This window comes from Kaistia terrae (assembly GCF_026344005.1).
Taxonomy (GTDB): domain Bacteria; phylum Pseudomonadota; class Alphaproteobacteria; order Rhizobiales; family Kaistiaceae; genus Kaistia; species Kaistia terrae.
In genome coordinates, this window is the sequence record NZ_JAPKNH010000001.1 from 296,566 (window position 1) to 317,241 (window position 20,676).

General features: G+C 64.0%; 22 protein-coding genes. 14 read left to right on the forward strand and 8 right to left on the reverse strand.

Going from position 1 to position 20,676, the window contains the following annotated elements:
- Nucleotides 1-55 precede the first annotated feature (55 nt).
- Nucleotides 56-2,077, forward strand: coding sequence for an aldo/keto reductase (locus OSH12_RS01450; protein ID WP_266341723.1), 2,022 nt, complete (start codon nucleotides 56-58; stop codon nucleotides 2,075-2,077).
- Between the two features lie 221 nt (nucleotides 2,078-2,298).
- On the opposite strand, the gene OSH12_RS01455 is transcribed toward OSH12_RS01450, so the two are convergent.
- Both OSH12_RS01455 and OSH12_RS01460 read right to left on the reverse strand, forming a co-directional pair.
- Nucleotides 2,299-2,487, reverse strand: coding sequence for a hypothetical protein (locus OSH12_RS01455; RefSeq protein WP_266341724.1), 189 nt, complete (start codon nucleotides 2,485-2,487; stop codon nucleotides 2,299-2,301).
- Between the two features lie 26 nt (nucleotides 2,488-2,513).
- The gene (locus OSH12_RS01460; RefSeq protein WP_266341725.1) at nucleotides 2,514-2,696 is read right to left on the reverse strand and encodes a hypothetical protein; all 183 of its coding nucleotides are present in this window, start codon (nucleotides 2,694-2,696) and stop codon (nucleotides 2,514-2,516) included.
- A 92-nt stretch (nucleotides 2,697-2,788) separates the two neighbouring features.
- Here OSH12_RS01460 and OSH12_RS01465 point away from each other — a divergent pair, with 92 nt between their 5' ends.
- Complete coding sequence (locus OSH12_RS01465) at nucleotides 2,789-3,670, forward strand: LysR substrate-binding domain-containing protein (RefSeq protein ID WP_266341726.1); 882 nt, start codon at nucleotides 2,789-2,791, stop codon at nucleotides 3,668-3,670.
- 8 nt (nucleotides 3,671-3,678) lie between these two features.
- Here OSH12_RS01465 and OSH12_RS01470 read toward each other — a convergent pair whose 3' ends face one another.
- Nucleotides 3,679-4,104 (reverse strand): VOC family protein, encoded by a 426-nt coding sequence (locus OSH12_RS01470; protein WP_266341727.1) that lies wholly within the window; start codon nucleotides 4,102-4,104, stop codon nucleotides 3,679-3,681.
- A gap of 70 nt (nucleotides 4,105-4,174) precedes the next feature.
- Here OSH12_RS01470 and OSH12_RS01475 point away from each other — a divergent pair, with 70 nt between their 5' ends.
- The 3 genes from OSH12_RS01475 to OSH12_RS01485 all read left to right on the forward strand — a co-directional run bounded on the left by OSH12_RS01475 (nucleotide 4,175) and on the right by OSH12_RS01485 (nucleotide 7,011).
- The gene (locus OSH12_RS01475) at nucleotides 4,175-4,762 is read left to right on the forward strand and encodes a TetR/AcrR family transcriptional regulator (RefSeq protein WP_266341728.1); all 588 of its coding nucleotides are present in this window, start codon (nucleotides 4,175-4,177) and stop codon (nucleotides 4,760-4,762) included.
- 86 nt (nucleotides 4,763-4,848) lie between these two features.
- Entirely contained in the window at nucleotides 4,849-5,439 is a 591-nt protein-coding gene (locus OSH12_RS01480) for an NUDIX domain-containing protein (RefSeq protein WP_266341729.1), read from the forward strand.
- A gap of 126 nt (nucleotides 5,440-5,565) precedes the next feature.
- Nucleotides 5,566-7,011 (forward strand): alginate export family protein, encoded by a 1,446-nt coding sequence (locus OSH12_RS01485; protein ID WP_266341730.1) that lies wholly within the window; start codon nucleotides 5,566-5,568, stop codon nucleotides 7,009-7,011.
- A 12-nt stretch (nucleotides 7,012-7,023) separates the two neighbouring features.
- On the opposite strand, the gene OSH12_RS01490 is transcribed toward OSH12_RS01485, so the two are convergent.
- Nucleotides 7,024-7,476 carry a winged helix-turn-helix transcriptional regulator gene (locus OSH12_RS01490; protein WP_266341731.1) on the reverse strand — a complete coding sequence of 151 codons (453 nt, stop codon included), beginning with the start codon at nucleotides 7,474-7,476 and terminating at the stop codon, nucleotides 7,024-7,026.
- Nucleotides 7,477-7,645: 169 nt separating this feature from the next.
- On the opposite strand from OSH12_RS01490, the gene OSH12_RS01495 reads away from it, so the two are divergent.
- Nucleotides 7,646-8,290: an NAD(P)-dependent oxidoreductase gene (locus OSH12_RS01495; protein ID WP_266341732.1), complete on the forward strand. Its 645-nt coding sequence runs from the start codon at nucleotides 7,646-7,648 to the stop codon at nucleotides 8,288-8,290.
- Between the two features lie 95 nt (nucleotides 8,291-8,385).
- On the opposite strand, the gene OSH12_RS01500 is transcribed toward OSH12_RS01495, so the two are convergent.
- Nucleotides 8,386-9,555, reverse strand: a complete 1,170-nt coding sequence (locus tag OSH12_RS01500) for an Mrp/NBP35 family ATP-binding protein (RefSeq protein WP_266341733.1) — start codon at nucleotides 9,553-9,555, stop codon at nucleotides 8,386-8,388.
- A gap of 440 nt (nucleotides 9,556-9,995) precedes the next feature.
- On the opposite strand from OSH12_RS01500, the gene OSH12_RS01505 reads away from it, so the two are divergent.
- A complete protein-coding gene (locus OSH12_RS01505; protein WP_266341734.1) occupies nucleotides 9,996-11,297 on the forward strand; it encodes a porin in 1,302 nt (433 codons plus the stop codon).
- Nucleotides 11,298-11,661: 364 nt separating this feature from the next.
- Nucleotides 11,662-12,408 carry a DNA repair protein RecO gene (recO, locus tag OSH12_RS01510; RefSeq protein ID WP_266341735.1) on the forward strand — a complete coding sequence of 249 codons (747 nt, stop codon included), beginning with the start codon at nucleotides 11,662-11,664 and terminating at the stop codon, nucleotides 12,406-12,408.
- 354 nt (nucleotides 12,409-12,762) lie between these two features.
- Here the strand turns inward: recO and OSH12_RS01515 are convergent, their stop codons facing one another.
- The gene (locus OSH12_RS01515) at nucleotides 12,763-13,083 is read right to left on the reverse strand and encodes a hypothetical protein (protein ID WP_266341736.1); all 321 of its coding nucleotides are present in this window, start codon (nucleotides 13,081-13,083) and stop codon (nucleotides 12,763-12,765) included.
- 206 nt (nucleotides 13,084-13,289) lie between these two features.
- Between OSH12_RS01515 and OSH12_RS01520 the strand changes: the two genes are divergently transcribed.
- From OSH12_RS01520 to OSH12_RS01530, 3 genes are all read left to right on the forward strand, one after another.
- Nucleotides 13,290-13,985, forward strand: coding sequence for a DUF1045 domain-containing protein (locus tag OSH12_RS01520; protein ID WP_266341737.1), 696 nt, complete (start codon nucleotides 13,290-13,292; stop codon nucleotides 13,983-13,985).
- Nucleotides 13,982-15,121 (forward strand): alpha-D-ribose 1-methylphosphonate 5-triphosphate diphosphatase, encoded by a 1,140-nt coding sequence (locus OSH12_RS01525; protein WP_380224341.1) that lies wholly within the window; start codon nucleotides 13,982-13,984, stop codon nucleotides 15,119-15,121. The genes OSH12_RS01520 and OSH12_RS01525 overlap by 4 nt, the downstream gene beginning before the upstream one ends.
- 290 nt (nucleotides 15,122-15,411) lie before the next feature.
- Nucleotides 15,412-15,864: an SgcJ/EcaC family oxidoreductase gene (locus OSH12_RS01530; protein WP_266341739.1), complete on the forward strand. Its 453-nt coding sequence runs from the start codon at nucleotides 15,412-15,414 to the stop codon at nucleotides 15,862-15,864.
- A gap of 76 nt (nucleotides 15,865-15,940) precedes the next feature.
- Here OSH12_RS01530 and OSH12_RS01535 read toward each other — a convergent pair whose 3' ends face one another.
- Together OSH12_RS01535 and OSH12_RS01540 are read right to left on the reverse strand one after the other, a co-directional pair.
- On the reverse strand, nucleotides 15,941-16,408 hold the full coding sequence (locus OSH12_RS01535) for a L,D-transpeptidase (RefSeq protein ID WP_266341740.1): 468 nt from the start codon (nucleotides 16,406-16,408) through the stop codon (nucleotides 15,941-15,943).
- Nucleotides 16,409-16,584: 176 nt separating this feature from the next.
- Nucleotides 16,585-17,028 (reverse strand): L,D-transpeptidase, encoded by a 444-nt coding sequence (locus tag OSH12_RS01540; RefSeq protein WP_266341741.1) that lies wholly within the window; start codon nucleotides 17,026-17,028, stop codon nucleotides 16,585-16,587.
- Nucleotides 17,029-17,319: 291 nt separating this feature from the next.
- On the opposite strand from OSH12_RS01540, the gene panB reads away from it, so the two are divergent.
- The 3 genes from panB (at nucleotide 17,320) to der (ending at nucleotide 20,645) form a co-directional block, all read left to right on the forward strand.
- Nucleotides 17,320-18,138, forward strand: coding sequence for a 3-methyl-2-oxobutanoate hydroxymethyltransferase (gene panB, locus OSH12_RS01545; protein WP_266341742.1), 819 nt, complete (start codon nucleotides 17,320-17,322; stop codon nucleotides 18,136-18,138).
- Between the two features lie 273 nt (nucleotides 18,139-18,411).
- Nucleotides 18,412-19,089, forward strand: coding sequence for a DUF2659 family protein (locus OSH12_RS01550; RefSeq protein WP_266341743.1), 678 nt, complete (start codon nucleotides 18,412-18,414; stop codon nucleotides 19,087-19,089).
- A gap of 140 nt (nucleotides 19,090-19,229) precedes the next feature.
- Nucleotides 19,230-20,645: a ribosome biogenesis GTPase Der gene (gene der, locus OSH12_RS01555; protein WP_266341744.1), complete on the forward strand. Its 1,416-nt coding sequence runs from the start codon at nucleotides 19,230-19,232 to the stop codon at nucleotides 20,643-20,645.
- Nucleotides 20,646-20,676 lie beyond the last annotated feature (31 nt).

Below are 20,676 nucleotides of genomic sequence, written 5' to 3' on the forward strand. Positions count from 1 at the left end.
TTCTCTCCAAGGTTTCGGCGGTTTTGCCGAACGCAGTGCAACGAAAGAGACTGATATGACGATCTCGGCCGATAACCAGCCCCCCGTTCGCTGGGGTATCATCGGACCCGGCGGCATCGCCAAGGCGTTTCGCGACGGGCTGACGCATTCGAAGACCGGCAAGCTGGTCGCGATCGGCAGCCGCAATCCGTCCAAGCCGGGGCTCGGCGATGATTTTCCGGGCGCCCGTATCCATGACGGCTACCAGGCGCTGCTCGACGATCCCGAGATCGACGCCGTCTACATCGCGACGCCGCATCCCGGCCATGCCGAATGGGCGATCAAGGCGGCCGAGGCCGGCAAGCATGTGCTGGTCGAAAAGCCGCTCGGCCTGACCGCCTATGAGGCGGAGGCAATTTTCCACGCGCACAAGAAGGCCGGCACGTTTGCCGCAGAGGCCTTCATGTACCGCGTCCATCCGCAGACGAAGCGGCTCTATGACCTCGTCGCCAGCGGCATGATCGGCGAAATCCGCGCCATCAAGTCGAGCTTCGGTTTCGCCATGCCGAAATTCGATCCCGACCATCGGCTCTATGCCAATGACCTCGCCGGCGGCGGCATTCTCGATGTCGGCTGCTATCCGGTCTCGATGACCCGACTGATTGCCGGTGCAGCTTCCGGCAAGCCGTTCCTCGATCCCGTCCAGGTGCAGGGTTCGGCGCATCTTGGGAAATCCGGCGTCGACGAATGGGCGGCGGCGATCCTGACCTTCCCGAATGACATCATTGCCGAAGTCTCGTGCAGCGTGTCGGTGGCGCAGGATAATGTGCTGCGTATTCTCGGCACCAAGGGTCGCATCGAGGTTTCCGACTTCTGGTTCGCGACCGGCAAGGAAGGCGGCACCGGTACGATCCGTATCATCCGGCCGGATGCCAGCGTCGAGGTGGTCGAGGTCGTCGAGCCGAGCTGGCTCTATTCGTTCGAGGTGGACGCAGCCGGCGAAGCGATCCGCGCCGGCCAGCAGCAGCTTGCCTCACCCGGCATGAGCTGGGCCGATACGCTCGGCAATCTGCGCACGCTCGACAAGTGGCGTGGGGCAGTCGGCCTTGTCTTCGACATCGAGAAGGCATCGCGCAAGACGACCACGATCAAGGGCGCCAAGCTTTCGCGCGGCGCGAAATCAATCCCGAAGCGGCAGTTGGCGGGCGTCAGCCAGCCGACCTCGGTCGCAGCGCTCGGCTTCGAGTTCTTCCCGGATTTCGCCAGCGCTTCGGTGCTGCTCGACGCCTTCCACGAGGCGGGCGGCAATCTGTTCGACACCGCCTACATCTATGCCGGCGGCAAGACCGAGAAGATTCTGGGCGACTGGCTGACCAGCCGGGGCGTGCGTAATGAATCGGTCGTCATCGGCAAGGGCGCGCATTCGCCGCTCGTCTATCCGGATGTGATCGCCAAGCAGCTGACCGAGACGCTCGACCGGTTGCAGACCGACCATGTCGACATCTACTTCATGCATCGCGACAACCTGGACGTTCCCGTCTCGGAATTTGTCGATGCGATGGATGCCGAGGTGAAGGCCGGCCGTATTCGCGGTCCGTTCGGCGGCTCCAACTGGACGCGCGAGCGCATGGACGCGGCGATCGCCTATGCCGAAAAGACCGGCAAGCAGAAGCCGGGCGCGCTTTCCAACAATTTCTCGCTGGCCGAAATGCTCGACCCGATCTGGGCCGGCTGCGTCGCGGCTTCGGACGATGAATGGAAGGCCTGGCTCACCCAGCGCCAGATCCCGAACTTCGCCTGGTCGAGCCAGGGACGCGGCTTCTTCACCGACCGCGCCGGTCGCGACAAGCGCGACGACGAGGAAATCGTCCGCGTCTGGTACTCGGAGAAGAACTTTGAGCGTCGGGATCGTGCGATCGAGCTTGCCAAGCAGCTTGGCCGCGAGCCGATCCACATCGCGCTCGCCTACGTGCTGGCACAGCCTTTCCCGGTCGTGCCGCTGATCGGACCGCGTACGCTGGCCGAACTGGAAGACAGCCTTTCCGCGCTCGATATCCAGCTGACACCGGAACAGGTGAGCTGGCTGGATCGCGGCTAGCGCAGACTGGTGACGACCGGCGCCTCACCTCTCCCTGAGGGAGAGGTCGGACCGATAGGTCCGCGTGAGGGTTTAGGGAACCATCCGGTGAGGCCGTAAACCCTCACCCGCCGGCCCCTGGCCGTCGACTTCTCCCGTGAGGCGAGAGGTTAAGAATGGTGCTCACGTCGTGGGCTCGCCCTCATCTCCCTTTGGAGGTGAGGGCCTTGCCGCTTGCGCGGCTATTCCATCTCGGCGAAGCGATCGTCGACAAGCTGGGACATCGCCATCTGCTGCGACTTCTTCTCGGCTGGGCGCGCATGCAGCACAGCGGCGGCGAGGCAGGGGTTCAGCGCCTTATAGTGGCTTTGCAGGGCCTGCTCGCGGGCGCCGGGCTGGCTGGCGAGAATGGCTTGTTGCGACCTGGGCATTGGGTACTCCTCTCCCAGCCGCTGCATTACGCACAGCGACTGCCTGGTTTCGGATCGAACGCTGGCTGGGCGTCGACCGCTTCGGGACCGATCGGCAGATCGGCCAACTCGCGGACACTCAATCCCCAAAGTGCGTTCTCATTGTGGGCGACGGCCACTGGCTCAACTGCCCAATGAAGGACAGCGCGATAGAGTCCATAGATCGTCATGGTTCATCTCCTCGGCTGACGCTGAGGCAACATGGTCCTAAACCGATCGCGGCGGTATCGACATGATCTCGGTCACACTTTAGAAAAACTATATGACCGAGGCTTTCAAAGTTCCGCTCAATGCCCTCAGGGCTATAGAATTCGTCGCGCGAACCGGCACGCTGGCCGCCGCGGCGGCCGAGCTCGGCGTCACATCGGGCGCCATCAGCCAGCACATTAAGCGCGCCGAGGCGCGATTGGGGATTCACCTTTTCGAGCGCACGCCGCGAGGACTGGTGGCGACACCGTCACTGGAAGCGGCTTTGCCGCTGCTCAATGGCGGCTTTCGCCAGATCGCCGAGGCGCTGGCGCTGCTCGAAGGCGACGAGAGCGGCATGCTGACGATCACCACAGCGCCGACCTTCGCGGCGCGCTGGCTGGTGCAGCGACTGGGCCATTTCACCCGGGCGCATCCCGACATCGAGATCCGCTTCGTGGCCACGACGAATGTGATCGATCTTGCCCGCAGCGATGTCGATTGCGCGATCCGGCTTGGGCGCGGCGCCTGGCCCGGCGTGGTGGCGGAAAGCCTGACGCCGCAGCCCTTCTTCCCGGTCTGCGCGCCGCATTGGCGCGATCAGCTGCGAACGCCTGCCGATCTCGCGCATGTGCCCGTCATCGCCGATGAGGGAACGATGGTGGACTGGGAGGCCTGGTTTCTGGCGACCGGCGAGCCCCCAATCAAGCTGACGGGGCCGTCCTATACCGATCCGGTTCTGGCGCTGGAGGCGACGCTGGCCGGGCAGGGCGTCATGCTGGCCTGGCAGATGGTGGTCGCCGATGCGCTTGCCGCCGGTCGGCTTATCCGGCCGTTCCCGCAGGAGGCAAAAACCGATCTCGCCTATTGGTTCGTGACGACGGATGCCAAGGCGCGCAGCCGCAAGGTCCGGCTGTTCCGCGCCTGGCTACTCGACCAGATGGCGCAATCGCCGTAGCGGCGGAGCTATGTCGGCAAGGCATCCTGCGAATATTGCGCGGCGAATTCGGCACTGGGCGGGATCGGCGTGATGACGTCGATCAACACGCCATTCGGATCGCGCGTGATGAAATGCCTCTGGCCGAACGGTTCGTCGCGCAGGGCGAGCAACATCGGCAGGCCGGCCGCCGCAAGGCGCGCATGGACTGCATCGACATCCTCGACCTCGAAATTGAGCAGCAGGCCGGACGCCAGGCCCCGGCCGATTTCGGGAATCGTCGCATGCGTGCCGTCAAGCACGGCCAAGTTGATGGCAGGGTCGGTGGCGGATTGCAGATGGACATACCAGTCGCTTTCGAAGGCGGTGATGAAGCCGAAATGCGTCTGGTAGAACGCCGCCGTCGCCGGGACATCTTGCGTCATCAGGACGGGGTAGAAGCTGGTGATCCGCATGGCCTTGCACTCCCTCTGAATTGACATACAGTCTGTATGTATTTTCCTAATTAACATACAGGCTGTATGTATGCAATCGCCTCGCTCCAATCAGGACCGCACCGAAAAGACCCGGGCCGCCTTGCTATCGGCGGCGCGGGGCTTGTTCATCGAAAAGGGCTATGCCGAAACGTCGACGCCGGAGATCGTCGCGGCGGCCGGCATCACGAGGGGCGCGCTCTATCACCACTTCCAGGATAAGCGCGATCTGTTCCGGGCTGTTGTCGCCGAGGAAGCGAGCGCTGTCGCCGCGGCGATCGAGGGCAGGGCGTCGGCATCGATGCAGCCGGTCGCGGCTCTGATCGCCGGAAGCTTCGCCTATCTCGAAGCGATGCATGCGCCGGGCCGGACCCGGCTGTTGCTGATCGAAGCGCCGGCCGTGTTGGGCATGGCGGAGATCCAGGCACTCGACGAGGCGAACGCGGCGCGTACGCTTCGCGAGGGGTTGGAGGCGGCCTTCTCGCAAGCGGGGCGCGATCCCGGCCTGCCGCTTGCCGCGCTCACCGACCTGCTCTCGGCTGCGTTCGACCGCGCGGCGCTGGCGATTGATGCGGGCGGCAGCGCGGCCGACTACGGCGCGGCGATTTCAGTTTTGATAAGGCGTCTCGTGCTGAACTAGCGCCACAACATCGGAAGCTTGCCGCGCTGTCGGAACGACGTCGCATGCTGGGCAAGTGGACCACAAGGACTCGCAAGGAAACTGGAATGACGGAACAGAACGACCGGGTTCGCGAGCGCGAACGCATCCTGCTCTCGGAGAGCTGGGGCAAGCTGTACAAGAACATCTTCGATTATCGCCGCTCGGACGGCACCTGGCAGACGCAGACGCGCGAGACCTATGATCGCGGCGATGGCGCGGCGGTGCTGCCCTACGATCCCGATCGCAACACGGTCCTGCTGATCCGCCAGTTCCGCTATCCGGCCTGGGTGCGCGGCCATCATGAGCCGCTGGTCGAGGTCTGCGCCGGCCTTCTCGATGCCGACGATCCCGTTACCTGCATCAAGAAGGAAGCCGAGGAAGAACTGGGCGTCACGCTCGAAGCGCCGGTTCGTGTCATGGTTCCCTTCATGTCGCCTGGCAGCGTCGTTGAGCAGTTGCATCTCTTCGTCGCCCGCTATTCGCCGCACGATCGCACAAGCGAGGGTGGCGGCGAAGCGCATGAGGGCGAGGATATCGAGGTGATCGAGCTTCCCTTCGCAGAGGCGCTGGCCATGATCGACGATGGCCGCATCTGCGACGCCAAGACGATCCTGCTGCTCCAGCATGTGGCGCTGAAGCGTCTGCTGACGTCGTAACGCCCACCGGCGGCGAATGCGGCTGGCTGAATCGGTAGCGATCTGCTTTCCTGATCGGGATGGCGCGGAACGGGCCATCCTTCGGCTCGGATGACGGACCGTCGCCTGCCCGGAATGCAGCATTTCATGATCCAGTTTCGCCATTGCGCCGTGACGGTTGGAGCCTTGGCAGCGAGTTTGCTGCTGGTTTCCGCCGCGCGGGGCGCCGATCGCCTGGTGCTGTTCGACGCTGACGGGCTGGAGGTGAAGGCGCATCTGCAACTCGGCGGCAACGCCGTGTTCGAACGAAACCTGTTCTGGGACCTCGCCGCGACCGTCGCGCCGAACGCCGGCTTCGATCCGGATACGGACTGGCTCGAAGGCTACATCATGCCCGGGCTGAGCTTCACCAAGGAGCTGGGTGATTCACTCACCGCCTATGGCAAGATCTCGGTCGTCGCCTCCGGTACGCTGGGGATCGATGCCTTCGATACCGGCAGCACCGGCCGGATCACGCTGGAAGATGGCTATCTCGGCCTGCGCTCGCGCGACACCAGCGGCGCGACGCCCTGGTTCGACATCTCGCTCGGTCCGCGCGACTACAAGGCCGGCACCGGCATGCTGATCGCCAATGGCGGGGCCAACGGTTTTGAGCGCGGGGCGTTGAAGCTTGGGCCTCGAGAAGCCTGGGAGATGGCAGCCCTTGGCCGGTTCGGCTTTGGCGACTTCACGGCGACAGGCTTTTATGTCGAGCCCAACGAACTGCCGAGGAATCCGACCAACACGCAGATCGTCGGCGGCGATTTTCGCTATGACGGACCGCGCGATACCTATGCCGGCGCAACGCTCGGCTATGTGCCGGAATCAACCGCGCCCTATCCCAAGGCGGCGCCCGGCGGCGTCGGCATTCCCTCGATTATCCCAGATGGCCGCGACGGGCTGAAATTCGTCAATCTCTATGGTCGCGCCATGCCCTTCGAGGGCAGCCTCGAAAATCTCTTCGTCGGCGGCGACTTCGCCTATGAGTGGAACGATCGCATCGACATGCGGGCCTGGGCCGGGCGGGCGCAGATCGGCTACACCTTCGCCAATATCGGCTGGACGCCGACGATCGCCTATACCTACCAGACGTTCTCCGGCGACGATCCCGCGACGCCGCAGCTCGAACGCTTCGATCCGCTCTATTATGAAGGGTCGCCAAGCGCCTGGTCGACGGGCTCGAAATCGTCGATGGTCTTCATCAATTCCAACGTCAATTCGCAGCAGCTGAGCCTGAGTGTGCGCCCGACCGAGCGGGACACGCTGACGCTGCGCTACGCCTATATCAACGTCAACGAACTGCGGAGCCCGATCCAGTTCGGCCAGGCAACCCGGCTTGAATTCGCCAACGGCGTCGCTGATCCGGTCGCCGGCGTCACAGAACGCCATCTCGCCGATGACATCTATCTCGAATACATCCGCGCCATCACGCCCAGCACCTATCTGACCACCGGCATCAGCGCGTCGATCCCCGGGGCAGGCATGAAGTCCATCATCACCGGCCCGGCGCCGGTCTGGTATGGCGGCTTCGTCAACATCGTCAGCGATTTCTGACGCGCCAAGAGCTCAGTCGGCGCGCGAGTCGTAGGCGGCGCGTGTCGCGCGGATTTTTGCGTGGTTTGTCGAGGCCCAGTGCGTCAGCACGCGCATCGGCTCGGCCAGCGAATAGCCGAGATCCGTCAGTGCATATTCAACCTGAGGCGGCGTGGTGGGGAAAACCTTGCGGCTGACAAGGCCGTCGCGCTCCAGCCCTCGCAGCGTCACCGTCAACATCCGCTGCGAAATGCCGTCGACCGCGCGCTTCAGCGCATTGAAGCGATGCGGCTCGGAGGTCAGCTGCAACACGACGAGATAGCTCCACGCATCGCCCAGCCTGTCCAGCACATCGCGAACCGGACATTGCTCGGCCGGCAAAACGACCGTTCCGGCAAACGGTCCGTTCACCAACGGCTTGCCAATCGTTTCGACGTCGAGCCGTTCGGCGGTCTCGAAATCAAGCGAATCCGCAGTTTCGTGCATGTTCAAGCTGCCTCCGGCGGGCGAGGTGGTTCCCTCGTGGTGCCCTGGTGCGCCGCAAATGCGTCCTTCACGCATGCAAGTCAAGCGCCTAGTTATCTTTCGTAACCGCATCGTGCGGAAGCGGGGACGCCGGATGTTCGTCCCGCAACGGCGAAAAAGGATCGAGACAATGAAAATCGCAGTGATTGGCGCAACGGGCTTTGTCGGCTCGGCAGTTGTCGCCGAGGCGCTTTCGCGCGGCCATTCGGTCGGCGCCATTGCGCGCCACCCGGAAAAGCTGGCCGACGCACCGGGCCTGACCAAGATTGCCGGCGACGTGCTCGATGCCGACCGCGTCGCGGCGCTGGTCGCCGGCTATGACTATGTCGTCAGCGCCTATAATCCCGGCTGGACCAATCCGGATATCTACAATGAGTACAAGCGTGGCGCGGCGTCGATCGTCGCCGGCGTGAAGAAGGCGGGCCTGCCGCTGCTCGTCGTCGGCGGCGCTGGCAGCCTGGAAGTCGCTCCGGGCGTGCAGGCGGTTGACCTGCCGGAGTTCCCCGAGGCCTGGAAGCCGGGCGCGCTCGCTGCCCGCGACGGCCTGACCGACATCCGCAAGGAAACAGCGCTCGACTGGACCTTCCTGTCGCCGGCCGCCATTCTGGAACATGACACGCCGCGTACCGGCAACTATCGCCTCGGGCTCGACAACCCGGTCGTCGATCCGGCAACCGGCACCGCGCATATCTCGATCGGCGATCTGGCCGTGGCGATCCTCGACGAAGCGGAGAGCCGCAAGCACAGCCGCAAGCGGTTCACCGTCGGCGTCTGATCTACCCGAAACAAAAACGCCGCCCGGCTTTTCCTCGGGCGGCGTTTTATAGGATGAGTGCCAGCGGCAACCGCCGGCCCAGAATGGTTGACGATTTATTCGATGACGATGCTCGGCGCCTGCCTCGCGCCGGCGCCGGCCGAGACGGTCGCCCAGATCTTGGCGGCAATATCCTTGTAGACGCGGGCATGCGGGCTGTCGGGCGCGGTCGCGGTGATCGGCTTGCCGCTATCCGACGTCTCGCGGATGACCATTTCAAGCGGCACTTCACCCAGGAACGGCACGTCGAGCCGCTCCGCCTCGCGCTTCGCGCCGCCATGGCCAAAAATGTCGTAGCGGGCGCCGGTATCGGGCGCGATGAAATAGCTCATGTTCTCGACGATGCCGAGCAGCGGCACATCGACCTTGCGGAACATGGCGAGCCCCTTGCGCGCATCGATCAAGGCGAGATCCTGCGGCGTCGAGACGATGACGGCGCCGGCCAGCGGCACCTGCTGCGCCATGGTCAATTGCGCGTCGCCCGTGCCGGGCGGCATATCGACGACGAGAATATCGAGCGGCGCCCAGGCGACTTCGCGCAGCATCTGGGTGATGGCCGACATCACCATCGGCCCGCGCCAGATCATCGGCGTCTCTTCTTCCACCAGGAAGCCCATCGACATCGCCTTGATGCCATAAGCCTCCATCGGCTTCAGCGTGCGGCCGTCGATCGTTTCGGGCCGGCCGGAAAGGCCGAGCAGGCGCGGCACGGACGGACCATAGATATCGGCGTCGAGCAGGCCGACCTTCAGCCCGTTGGCGGCAAGCCCGAGCGCGATGTTGACGGCGGTGGTCGATTTGCCGACGCCGCCCTTGCCGGAAGCAACCGCGATGATCGCCGTCACGCCGGGAATGCCGGGCTTGCCGGAAGCGGAAGGCCGCGCGGCAGCCGGGCGCGGCGGGTGGGCGGCGGGCGAGGAGGCGGCCGATGCGGCGGGGCGCGGCGGCGGGCTGTTAGTGGCCAGCGTATTGCCCTTCCGCTCGGCCGTCAGAATTACCAACGTGCTCTCGACGCCTTCCAGGCTCTTGACGGCGGCGGCCGCTTTTTCACGCAGCGGCTCCAGCGCATGGGCGCGCGCCGCGTCGACGGTGATGGAGAACATCACCTTGCCGCCATTGATCAGAATATCGGAGACGAGGTCGAGGCTGACGATGTCGCCTTTTCCGTCCGGGCCTTCGACGGTCCGCAGCCGTTCGAGAATCGCGTTTCGGTCGAGAGCGGTCATGGCAAGCGGTCTTCCTGTCGATGAGTGGTGTGCTGCGGGGACATTAGCGCCGCGCGAGGCGGGATCAAGCGCCACGCGCGGAACAGCGCTCAATCCGGATTCAACAGGCGCCATCGTGGGTTAAGGCGTTAACGTGCGTTAAGACGCCTTACCGATAGGTTAACGCCTTACGCTGTACGGAAGGTTCTTGGTGTTGCAATTCTGTCATAGCGCCTGATCGCGCTTTCGCTATTATCAAATTCACGGAATCACGAGATGAGGTTCCGGTTGTTTCTGCCGGTCACCCTGGGGTGGGGGCCAATAAAAAGTAGAAGCAGCTGAACGGGGATTGGGACTGACTTCGTACGAGCTGACGAGAAGGGGTGATCCTGCGGGGTCTACTCGGTAGCGACGAGAAGAATGGCTAAATCTCTTTGTATTACCTTTTTGGAGGTCAGAACATGAACTTTAAGACCCTTCTCCTCGGCTCTGCTGCAGCTATGCTGATGGCTGGCGGCGCTCAGGCGGCGGATCTCACGGTCGCCGAGCCGGTTGACTACGTGAAGGTCTGCGACGCTTTCGGTGCTGGCTTCTTCTATTCGCCGGGCACGGACACCTGCATCAAGATCGGCGGCTACGTCAAGTTCGGTACGTCGTTCGGCGACCGTTCGGACCTGGGCGCGTTCAACGGCTCATACCCGGACAGCAACTGGGGCAACTTCTTCACCGAAGTCTCCATGCAGGCAACCGCTTCGTCGGTCACCGAATATGGTAACCTGACCGGCTTCATCGACCTGCGCGCTGCCACCAGCAACACGCCGGGCAACGCCAATGGCGCGACGCTCGACCAGTACATCAACAACACGACGAAGTCGGCTTATGTCGATAGCGCCTACCTCGAGCTCGGTCCGCTCAAGGCTGGTTACTTCACGTCGCTGTTCGACTTCGGCCGCGGCTACAACGACACCGGCATGTTCGGTTCGGATTCGACCGTCGATCACATCCAGCTGACCTATGCCGTCAACGGCTTTGGTCTGGCGATTTCGGTTGAAGATCAGCGCGACCGTGGTCAGCTGGCTCCCAACTTCGGCGTTGTTGGCCTGGGTACGGACTTCGTCGACACCCAGAACACGCCGGACGTCGTCGGTGCCGTCACCTACGCTTCGGGTATCTTCAGCGCCAAGCTCGCTGCTGCCTACACGAACCAGGCTATCGAATCGAACGGTCCCTACAGCTTCGATCCGAATGATGACAACTTCTTCGACGGCGCATCGGGTTGGGCTGTCGGCGGTGGTCTCGAGATCGCTCTTGACAACGTCTCCGCTGGCGACCGCTTCTTCGTGTCGGCTGCTTACGGCGACAACGCTAACTCCTTCACCGGTATTGCTGGCGGCACCTCGGTGGCTGGCTTCATCGGCCCCGTCCTGAACGACGCGGTCGCTGCGGCTCCCGGCACCAGCTGGAGCGCGCTTGCTTCGTACAAGCACGTTTGGAGCCCCGCTCTCTGGTCGTCGCTCTCGGGCGGTTACGCCAGCTACGATGGTTCTGACTACCAGGACAACATCGGTGTTGACGCTTGGCGCGTTGGCTTCACGACCGTCTACACCCCGGTCAAGGGCCTCGACCTCGTCGGTGACGTGTTCTACACGGCTGTTGACGTCAACGACGATCTCCCGACGGGCGGTCCGGACATCGACTACGTGAACCAGTCCAACGACGGTTCGGCTTGGAACTTCAACCTGTTCCTGAAGCGCTCCTGGTAATCTGACCTAAGGGTCAGTTATCGAAGGCCCGGCGGAGAAATCCGCCGGGCCTTTTTCGTTTGGCGACGTCGTGACGTGCGGCGCCAACGCCCTCTGCCTCCGCCGCATGTATTCCCCGCCGTCATCCGATCCGCCACCGCACGCCGCTGGCGTCATCTCGGAAGAAGACCTGGATCCGTTCAGCCAGAGCGTGCGTCGTGCGAGCCTCCCAACGTCTCGGCGCATGAATCCCAGCTTTCGAAGGATATCGGCAGGGTGGAGAGGTATGGCAGGGTAGGGATGGCGTGTTGGTTCCTGCTGACGCGCGGGACGACAACGCCAAAAAATTGCAGCCGACCATCCAGCTTCGCTCTAGAATGCCCTCATGGAATGGACCGATCAGGGCCTGGTATTGGGCGTCCGGCAGCAGGGTGAGACGAGCGTCGTTCTCGAACTGATGACGGCTTCGCGCGGACGGCATCTCGGTCTGGTGCGTGGCGGCAAATCACGCCGGCTTTCGCCGGTTCTCCAGCCCGGCAACACCGTTCAGGTGGTCTGGCGGGCGCGGCTCGACGAGCATCTGGGTGTTTTCACGGTCGAGCCGGTGACAAGCCGGGCCGCGAGCCTGATGGCCGAGCCGGCGGCGATCTTCGCACTGCAAACGCTGACCGGACATCTGCGCCTGCTGGCCGAGCGCGAGCCGCATGCGGCGCTGCATGGCGCGGTCGAAGCGGCTCTGGATGTTTTTGCGCAGGCCGATAGGCCAGATCTGCTGGATTTCGGCGCATTCATCGCCCGTTTCGAGCTGGTCCTGCTGGAAGAACTCGGCTTCGGGCTCGATCTATCGGTCTGCGCCGCGACCGGCGCGCGCGACGAGTTGCATTTCGTGTCGCCGAAGACAGGCCGGGCGGTTAGTCGCGGGGGGGCGGTCGGCTATGAGGATCGGTTGCTGCGCCTGGCACCGTTCATGACGGGCGGCCGCAGCAATGGCGGACCCGAAGAGTTGCGCGACGCCTTCCGCCTGACCGGCCACTTTCTGTCACGCCACATCTACGCGCCGCGCGGACTTCGCGAGCCGACGGCGCGGACGGAATTCCTGACCCAGATCGACCGGCTGGTCGAGGTCGTTTGAGGCTTAGGTCTATCCGCCCCTTGCTGCAAACCGCACGATCATCATCCTGACGTGCCCGGCTCGGCCGGGCCTCGAAGGAAGGTCCAGACGGCTCTTGGAAGCGGTAGTAGGCCATAGGATCGGGGGGCGTAGGAGAGGTTTCGTTGTTTCGCTGGACCCTCCTTCGAGGCTTCGCTCACGCGAAGCACCTCAGGATGATGGGCAGTGAGAAATGACGGGAATCCTGAGTGTGAGCCGGGATGGTTTACGGCCAAACCACATGGTTCCCCAAACCCTCACCAGGAGCTGCGCTCCTACCTCCCCCTGAGGGGAGGCGAGAAGCTAGATCCGCGTCTTGGATCTAGCTCTGCAAGCTCAGCGCGCCGCGCAGAAGTCGCGGACTTTCGGCGAGTAGCGGAAGGGGTTCAGCGTGATGTCCTGGCGGCAGCGATTGGCGATGCCCTGCTGAGTCCAGGGATCCAGCGACGACTTGAAGGCGGCGAGCGAGGCCGAGTCATCCGGGATGCTCGACAGGTCGAAGCCGAAAACCTTCCAATCGGGCAGCGGGCCGCTGTCGATGCCGCTCGTCGAAAAGTCATTGGCGCCAGCCAGCGCCGGTGACGAGGCAGAGACGACGATCGGGCCTGCCAGGAGCGCCAGCGCGACGAAACCGATTGCGGATTTGGACAGGCTCATCTTGGATCCTCATGCGATCGAATAAGTAGTGATGCGTGTATAGCTGGAATATCGTTGTCGAACCGTGAAATGCAACGCCCCATTGCGAGGATGGATGCATGCGCGGCGTTTTGGGGATCGGCGAGTAGGCTGCAATGTCTCCATTCTGCCACGCGCCTCAGGCTACACTGCGCTCACGATTCGGACGCCAACTGTCGAGAATGTCCTTGCGATACGCCATCTACGCCACGCCTTCCGCCGATCATCCCCTCTCGCAGGCCGCCGCCCGCTGGCTCGGGCGCGATGCCTTTACGGACGAGGCGCATCCGCTGCCGCCGGCAAACGGCTTTTCGGGCGGGACGATCGAAGCCTATCTGGCCGATCCGGCGCGCTATGGTTTTCACGCGACTCTGAAGGCGCCGTTCACGCTTGCCGAGGGCGAGAGCGAGGCGGGTTTGATCGCTTCCCTCGATGCTTTCGCGGCGCAGGCGGGCGCGGTCCTCGTTCCGGAACTGGTGATCCGTCGCCTTGGCCGCTTCTTCGCCCTGGTGCCGAACGAGCGGGTGCCGGAGCTTGACGATCTCGCCGGGCGGATCGTGGCCGAATTCGAGCCGTTCCGCTCGCCGCTGTCGGAGGCGGACATAGCGCGCCGCCGCGTTGCCGGACTGACGCTGGACGAGGAGACGAACCTGCTTCGCTGGGGTTATCCCTACGTCTTCGACGCGTTCCGTTTCCACATGTCGCTGACTGGCCGCGTGCCCAAGGATGACTCCGAGGCAATGGCGACCGAGCTGAAGCAGCGCTTCGCCGATTTCGATGGCAAGCCCTTTGCTATTGATCGGATTGCGCTTTTCGTTGAGCCGGAGCGCGGCGCGCCGTTCCGGGTTCGCCATGTCGCCCTGCTGACGGGAGGCGTTGCCTGATGCGCGAACAGATCTTTACGCATGCCCGCATCGTGCTGGATGACGAGATTGTCGAGGGCAGCCTCGTCGTGCGCGACGGGATGATCGCCGATTTCGACACAGGCGCGACGCGTCACGGAGAGGATCTCGGCGGCGATTATCTCGTGCCGGGTTTCGTCGAACTGCACACCGACCATCTGGAAAACCACTATGCGCCCCGTCCGGGCGTGCGCTGGAACGCGGTCGCGGCGGTCCAGGCGCATGATGCGCAGGTCGCCGGCGCCGGCATCACCACCGTGTTCGATGCGTTGCGCGTCGGCATGGACGAAGATGCGCGCACCACCACGTCCGAGATGCAGATGCTGGCCGGTGCGATCGAGACGGCGAAGCGCGAGGATCGCCTGCGCGCCGATCATCTTTTGCATCTGCGCTGCGAGGTTTCGGCGCCCGACGTGCTGGATGGCTTGGCCGGGTTCCTGGACATACTGCCGGTCAAGCTGGTCTCGCTGATGGATCATTCCCCCGGACAGCGCCAGTTCGCCAGCCTCGACAGCTATCGCGCCTTCTACCAGGGCAAGATGGGCATGTCGGACGCGGCCTATGAGGCGTTTGCCAACAAGCGGATCGCCCAGGCGGATGAGTTTTCCGCCCGCCATCGCCGCGAGATCGTCGATCTCTGCCATCCGCGCGGCATCGCGGTGGCGAGCCATGACGACGCCACGGCGGCGCATGTCGACGAAGCGGCGGCGGACGGCGTTTCGATTGCCGAATTCCCGACCACGATCGAGGCGGCGGCTGCGTCGCGCGCGGCGGACATCCGCGTCCTCATGGGAGCGCCCAACCTGGTTCGCGGCGGCTCGCATTCCGGCAATGTTTCGGCCGCGGTGCTGGCGGAAGCCGGGCAGCTCGATATCCTGTCGTCGGACTATGTGCCGTTCAGCCTGATGGTCGCGGTTTTCGCGCTGCCGCAGTTGGTGCCGTCGATTTCGCTGCCGGAAGCGGTGCGCCTCGTCACCCGCGCGCCGGCCGAGGCGGTCGGTCTCAGCGATCGCGGGGCCATCCGTCCTGGTCTTCGTGCCGATCTCGTTCGTGTTCGGGCGGGCGAGGGCGTTCCGGTCGTGCGCAGCGTCTGGCGTCTGGGCGAGCGCGTCTCGTAGATCAGGTTGTATCTGCTTGAAATGCCAGCGTTATTGTTCACCTCTCCCTGAGGGAGAGGTCGACGGCCGCAGGCCGGCGGGTGAGGGTTTACGGCCTTACCGGATAGTTCCCTAAACCCTCACCCGGACCTTTGGTCCGACCTCCCCCTCAGGGGGAGGTGCGAAACCAGCTTCCACCAAATGATTTATCCCGCCCCAGGGGGCTCGCGCAGATGTGCACAGCTCGCGAGCAGGCCGGGTCTATGCTCCGCCACCCGGATCACGTCGATCCGCAAGTTGGAGGCGCCACCATGGCTACGCAACAACAACCCATGCATCCGCATGCCGCGATGAACCCGATGAGTCGCAAGCTCGCTGACGAGCTTCAGCCGCTCCTGGAAGAGATCGCGGCCTGCATGGATCGCGGCGATGCCGCCGAGGCGACGAAGCTCTTCACGGAAGATGCGACCGTCATCAGTCCGACCGGTCTGAGGGGCTCCGGCCGAGCCGGTGTCCAGAAGGTTCTGGCGACCGACATGGCTTCGATACTCAAGGGCACGCACAGCCATTTCACCGTCGAAGCCGTGCGTCAGCTTGGCGATGCTGTCTTTATCGACGCGACGCATGAAATCGCCGGCTCGGGCGCCGGGTCCGGCGGCAAGATGGAAATCCATGTCGTGCTTCTCGCCCAGAAGAAGGGCGGCGGCTGGAGATTGATGGAGGCGCGGCCCTACGCCTTCATGACGCCGTCGACGACGCACTGACCGACTTCGACGCCATACGAAAATGCCGCCGAACAGGTTCGGCGGCATTCCTCAATCTGATCGCGGAGGGGGATGCCTATTTCTCGACGATGATCGCCGTGCGCATCATGCCGATCTCGTTGACGGCCCTGAAGAACACTTCGGCATTGGCCTTGTCGAGGCGGACGCAGCCATGCGAGGCGGGGCGGCCGAGGTTCTTCGTTTCAGTCGTTGCGTGCACGGCGATGCCGTCATTGAAGAACACCGAAAAAGGCATCGGCGCGTTCTCGTAGACCGTCGAATGGTGCATTTCGTCGAGATAATCGGGCCGGAACTTGCCCGGCGGTGTTTCGAAACCCTTGCGGCCGGTCGAGACCTTCCAGCTATAGGTTTCCTTGACGCCATTGCCGCGGTTGACCACGACATCCATCTGCTGCTTCGCCAGATTGACCTTGGCGAACACGCCGGCGGGGCCTGGAAACAGCGAGTTGGCGGAGGCGGCAAGCGGCGCTGCTGTCAGGACGACGGCTGCGAATGCGAACGAGGCGAGGCGGCGGGCGAACATGGGGGCGGTTCCGGGCGATTGGCCGGCGCCGTTCGGGCAGCGCGGGCCGGGTCAAGATCATGCGTCGAAGATCAGGACGAGCGACGTCTCGACGCCCGTTGAGACCGTTTCTAGCAGGCCGCGATTGCGGTGTCCGTGACGCTCGTCACGCAACGGCCGGTTGCTGCACGATTTTTCTATCGTGTGATCACAACGCGTGAATTCTTCATGCCGCGGTCGGCGATCAACCGGTAGAGCGTCCGGGCGTTTTCCGGCGCCAGCCGCACGCAGCCATGCGAGGCGGGCCGGCCGAGCGACCGGACATGCGGCGTGCCGTGGATGGCGTAGCCGCCACGGAAGAAGACCGAATTCGGCATCGGCGCCATATCGTATTTGCGCGAATACCACATGCGGTGCATCCGCGTCGGGCGATAGCTGCCGACCGGCGTGCGATAGCCGGCGCGCGCGGTCGAGACGTCCCAGCCATAGCGGGCGCGACCATCGACATAGACCACCATCTGTTGCGAACTCAGATTGATGCGCGCGACGACTTCGGCTCGCGCGGTTGCCGGGGCCGGACCAAGCAGGGCCGCGACAGCGATCGTCAAGGTGAGTCCAAAGGCTGCGAATGAACGGCGCATGAAGGTTCCTCCCCAGATTGCGCGTCCGAGCTAACCTTACGGTAGATGAGAAAGGTTGAACAACTTGTAATCCACGAACGAAAAGAAAGCGGAGGTGACGGCCGCGCGAGAGGAGCTGTTGCAATTGCAACTGCCAGCTCTGCGCGCGCAACGGTCGAACGATGCGCTGAACCGTGCTAGCAAGTCCTCGCCGGGCGCCAACGGAACAATCCAGACCCCGGAATCGTTCGAATGCTTATCTCGAGCATCGCAGTTCGAAGAAATATGGCTTCCGCGCCAAAGGAGACCTTGATGTCCGTCGAGCCCCAGACCCGCCGCCTGACCGCCGTCGATATCGGCAGCCGCAAGGGTGGCACGCCGATTGTCTCGCTGACCTCCTATCACGCGCATACCGCCTCGATCATGGATCCCTATGTCGACTTCATCCTGGTCGGCGATTCGCTCGGCATGGTGATGCATGGGCTGGAAAGCACGGTTCCCGTCACGCTCGACATGATGATCCTGCAGGGGCTGGCCGTGATGCGCGGCTCGAAGCATGCGCTTGTCGTCGTTGACATGCCGTTCGGCTCCTATGAGGAGAGCCCGGCGGCGGCCTTCCGCTCGGCCGTGCGCATCATGAAGGAAACCGGCTGCGGCGCGGTGAAGATGGAGGGCGGCGTGCATATGGCGGAAACCGTGCGTTTCCTGACCCAGCGCGGCATCCCGGTCATGGGCCATATCGGCCTGACGCCGCAGTCGATCAATACGATGGGCGGCTTCCGGGTCCAGGGCAAGACGGAGGCGAGCGTCGCCGCGGTCATGGCCGACGCCAAGGCCATCGCCGAAGCGGGCGCCTTCGCCATGGTCGTCGAGGGCGTGATCGAGACGGTTGCCCGCGAACTGACCAGGCAGGTGGCTATTCCCACCATCGGCATCGGCGCATCGCCCGATTGCGACGGCCAGATCCTCGTTCTGGAAGACATGCTCGGCCTGTCGTCGCGCGTGCCGAAGTTCGTCAAGAAGTTCGGGAATCTCGGCGGGCTGATCGAAGAGGCGATTTCTTCCTATTCCGAGGAAGTGAAGGCGCGGACCTTCCCGGCGCCGGAGAACGTCTACAAGGTCAAGAGCTGAGGCCCGGATCGAGCCTCCGCCCAAGAGCTGATTCGTCAGCGCATTCCGACGAACCCCGCCGGTGCTGGATGGGGCTGTGTGCGGCGCTGTCGCCACTCTTGGCGCAGCCCCGGAAATCGTCGGGACGCACGCAATATTTCCCCTGGATCCGCTGGCGGCGTGACGCTGCGGCGGATCCTCATGTTTCCCGGCTGAGAACCGCCAGCATCGATTTGCCAGCGCAGGGTCGCTTCGTTATGGTGCGCGCCGCTGACCGGAGCCGGAAAGAAGAGAATGACCGACATATTTCATGAAGTCGAAGAGGACCTGCGCCGCGAGAAGGCGAAGCGACTCTGGGCCCAATTCGGACCTTACGTACTTCTGGTTGCGGTTCTGATCGTTGTCGCGGTTGGCGGCTGGCGCGGCTGGGAATACTGGCGCGAACAGCAGGCCGCCGCGGAAGGCGACCGCTTCGTTTCCGCGCTGAATCTCGCGACCGAAAACAAGCACGACGAAGCCATCAAGGCGCTCAACGAAATCGCTGCGACTGGATCGGGCGGCTACCCCGTCCTCGCCGGCTTCCGTGCGGCTTCCGAGCTCGCAGCGACCAAGAAGACCGACGAAGCCGTCAAGGCGTTCGACGCGATCGCGGCGAAGTCGGATACCCCGGCGCTGCTCAAGGCGATGGCGCGTCTGCGCGCAGCCCTGCTCGTCGTCGATACGGCCGATCTCGCCACCATGCAGAGCCGGGTTGGCGATCTCGCCGCCGTTGGCGCTCCGTGGCGCCACAGCGCCCGTGAGTTGATTGGGTTGACGGCATACCGCGTTGGCGATCTGGAAGCGGCGCGCAGCCAGTTCCAGGCGATCGCCGATGATCCGGAGACGCCGCAGTCCATGCAGAGCCGCACACAACTGATGCTCGACCTGATCCGTTCAAAGATCGGCGCGGCTCCGGTTCCTGCCAAAAGCTGATGTCAGCCATTCGCTGACGCCACTCGTTTTCGTCGTTCCGGGGCCACGCGGAGCGTATCCGCCGGAACCTCGACGTGGCAGTCTTTCGGGAAGTCGCGGACGCCGTGACTTCCCGACGCCATTTTGAGGCCGAACCTACCATGACCTTCACCGTCGCCATCATTGGCCGACCCAATGTCGGCAAGTCGACGCTCTTCAACCGCCTCGTCGGCCAGAAGATTGCGATCGTCGACGACACGCCGGGCGTGACGCGCGACCGTCGACCGGGCGAAGCTCGGATCGGCGATCTGTATTTCACCATCATCGACACCGCCGGCCTCGAAGACGCCGATCCCGAGACGCTCGAAGGCCGCATGCGCGCCCAGACCGAAATGGCGATCGAGGAGGCGGATGTTTCGCTGTTCCTGATCGACGCCCGCGTCGGCGTGACGCCGATCGACGAGCATTTCGCCGAACTGCTGCGCCGCGTCGGCAAGCCGGTCGTGCTGGTCGCCAACAAGGCCGAGGGCAAGGTTGGCGAGAGCGGCGTCATGGAAGCCTATTCGCTCGGGCTCGGTGAGCCGGTGGCGCTCTCGGCCGAGCATGGCGAGGGCATGGCGGATCTGTTCGCGGCCCTGTTGCCGTTCGAGCGCGAAGAAGAAGAATTCGACGCCGAGGAAGATGATTTCGACGCGCCGCTGCCGATCGATCCAGAGACCGGCGAAGAGATGGAAGCCCCGCTCGACCTGAACCGGCCGATCAAGGTTGCCATCGTCGGCCGCCCGAACGCCGGCAAGTCGACGCTGATCAACACCATGCTGGGCGAGGATCGCCTGCTGGTCGGCCCCGAGGCCGGCATCACGCGCGATTCGATCTCGGTCGACTGGACCTGGAACGGCCGCCGCATCAAGCTGTTCGACACGGCCGGCATGCGCAAGAAGTCCCGCGTCGTCGAGCACAAGCTCGAGAGGCTGTCTGTCGGTGACTCGCTGCGCGCCATCCGCTTCGCCGAAGTCGTCGTGCTGATGCTCGACGTGACGATCCCGTTCGAGAAGCAGGATCTGCAGATTGCCGATCTCGTCGCGCGCGAAGGCCGCTCGCTGATCATCGCCTTCAACAAGTGGGATCTGATCGAGGATCGCCAGGCCAAGATGGCGGAACTGCGCGAGATGGCCGAGCGCCTGCTGCCGCAGGTGCGCGGCGTGCCGCTCGTGCCGCTTTCCGGCCTGACCGGCGCCGGCATCGACAAGCTGATGACCGAGCTGCTCAAGGTCTATGCGACCTGGAATCGTCGCATTCCGACGGCGGCGTTGAACCGCTGGCTGGCGAGCGTGCTCGAGCACCATCCGCCGCCGGCCGTCTCCGGCCGCCGCGTCAAGCTGCGCTACATGACGCAGCCCAAGGCGCGTCCGCCGACCTTCGTCACCTTCTGCTCGCGCCCGGAAGCGCTGCCGGAAGCCTATACGCGCTATCTGCTGAACGGCATCCGCGAGACCTTCAAGCTGGCCGGCGTGCCGCTTCGCCTGACCCTTCGCAAGGGTGAAAACCCGTTCGAGAACAAGGCGAAGAAGCGCTAGGTTAGGCGACGCGCGACCTTTCACCTCTCCT

Coding starts and splice junctions, on each gene's coding strand:
- OSH12_RS01550 (WP_266341743.1), top strand. CDS start 18,412: ATGACCGACATATTTCATGAAGTCGAAGAGGACCTGCGCCGCGAGAAG.
- OSH12_RS01515 (WP_266341736.1), bottom strand. CDS start 13,083: ATGAGCCTGTCCAAATCCGCAATCGGTTTCGTCGCGCTGGCGCTCCTG.
- OSH12_RS01475 (WP_266341728.1), top strand. CDS start 4,175: ATGCAATCGCCTCGCTCCAATCAGGACCGCACCGAAAAGACCCGGGCC.
- OSH12_RS01495 (WP_266341732.1), top strand. CDS start 7,646: ATGAAAATCGCAGTGATTGGCGCAACGGGCTTTGTCGGCTCGGCAGTT.
- OSH12_RS01490 (WP_266341731.1), bottom strand. CDS start 7,476: ATGCACGAAACTGCGGATTCGCTTGATTTCGAGACCGCCGAACGGCTC.
- OSH12_RS01540 (WP_266341741.1), bottom strand. CDS start 17,028: ATGCGCCGTTCATTCGCAGCCTTTGGACTCACCTTGACGATCGCTGTC.
- OSH12_RS01500 (WP_266341733.1), bottom strand. CDS start 9,555: ATGACCGCTCTCGACCGAAACGCGATTCTCGAACGGCTGCGGACCGTC.
- OSH12_RS01480 (WP_266341729.1), top strand. CDS start 4,849: ATGACGGAACAGAACGACCGGGTTCGCGAGCGCGAACGCATCCTGCTC.
- der (WP_266341744.1), top strand. CDS start 19,230: ATGACCTTCACCGTCGCCATCATTGGCCGACCCAATGTCGGCAAGTCG.
- OSH12_RS01465 (WP_266341726.1), top strand. CDS start 2,789: ATGACCGAGGCTTTCAAAGTTCCGCTCAATGCCCTCAGGGCTATAGAA.
- OSH12_RS01530 (WP_266341739.1), top strand. CDS start 15,412: ATGGCTACGCAACAACAACCCATGCATCCGCATGCCGCGATGAACCCG.
- OSH12_RS01505 (WP_266341734.1), top strand. CDS start 9,996: ATGAACTTTAAGACCCTTCTCCTCGGCTCTGCTGCAGCTATGCTGATG.
- OSH12_RS01485 (WP_266341730.1), top strand. CDS start 5,566: ATGATCCAGTTTCGCCATTGCGCCGTGACGGTTGGAGCCTTGGCAGCG.
- recO (WP_266341735.1), top strand. CDS start 11,662: ATGGAATGGACCGATCAGGGCCTGGTATTGGGCGTCCGGCAGCAGGGT.
- OSH12_RS01535 (WP_266341740.1), bottom strand. CDS start 16,408: ATGTTCGCCCGCCGCCTCGCCTCGTTCGCATTCGCAGCCGTCGTCCTG.
- OSH12_RS01450 (WP_266341723.1), top strand. CDS start 56: ATGACGATCTCGGCCGATAACCAGCCCCCCGTTCGCTGGGGTATCATC.
- OSH12_RS01455 (WP_266341724.1), bottom strand. CDS start 2,487: ATGCCCAGGTCGCAACAAGCCATTCTCGCCAGCCAGCCCGGCGCCCGC.
- panB (WP_266341742.1), top strand. CDS start 17,320: ATGTCCGTCGAGCCCCAGACCCGCCGCCTGACCGCCGTCGATATCGGC.
- OSH12_RS01460 (WP_266341725.1), bottom strand. CDS start 2,696: ATGACGATCTATGGACTCTATCGCGCTGTCCTTCATTGGGCAGTTGAG.
- OSH12_RS01470 (WP_266341727.1), bottom strand. CDS start 4,104: ATGCGGATCACCAGCTTCTACCCCGTCCTGATGACGCAAGATGTCCCG.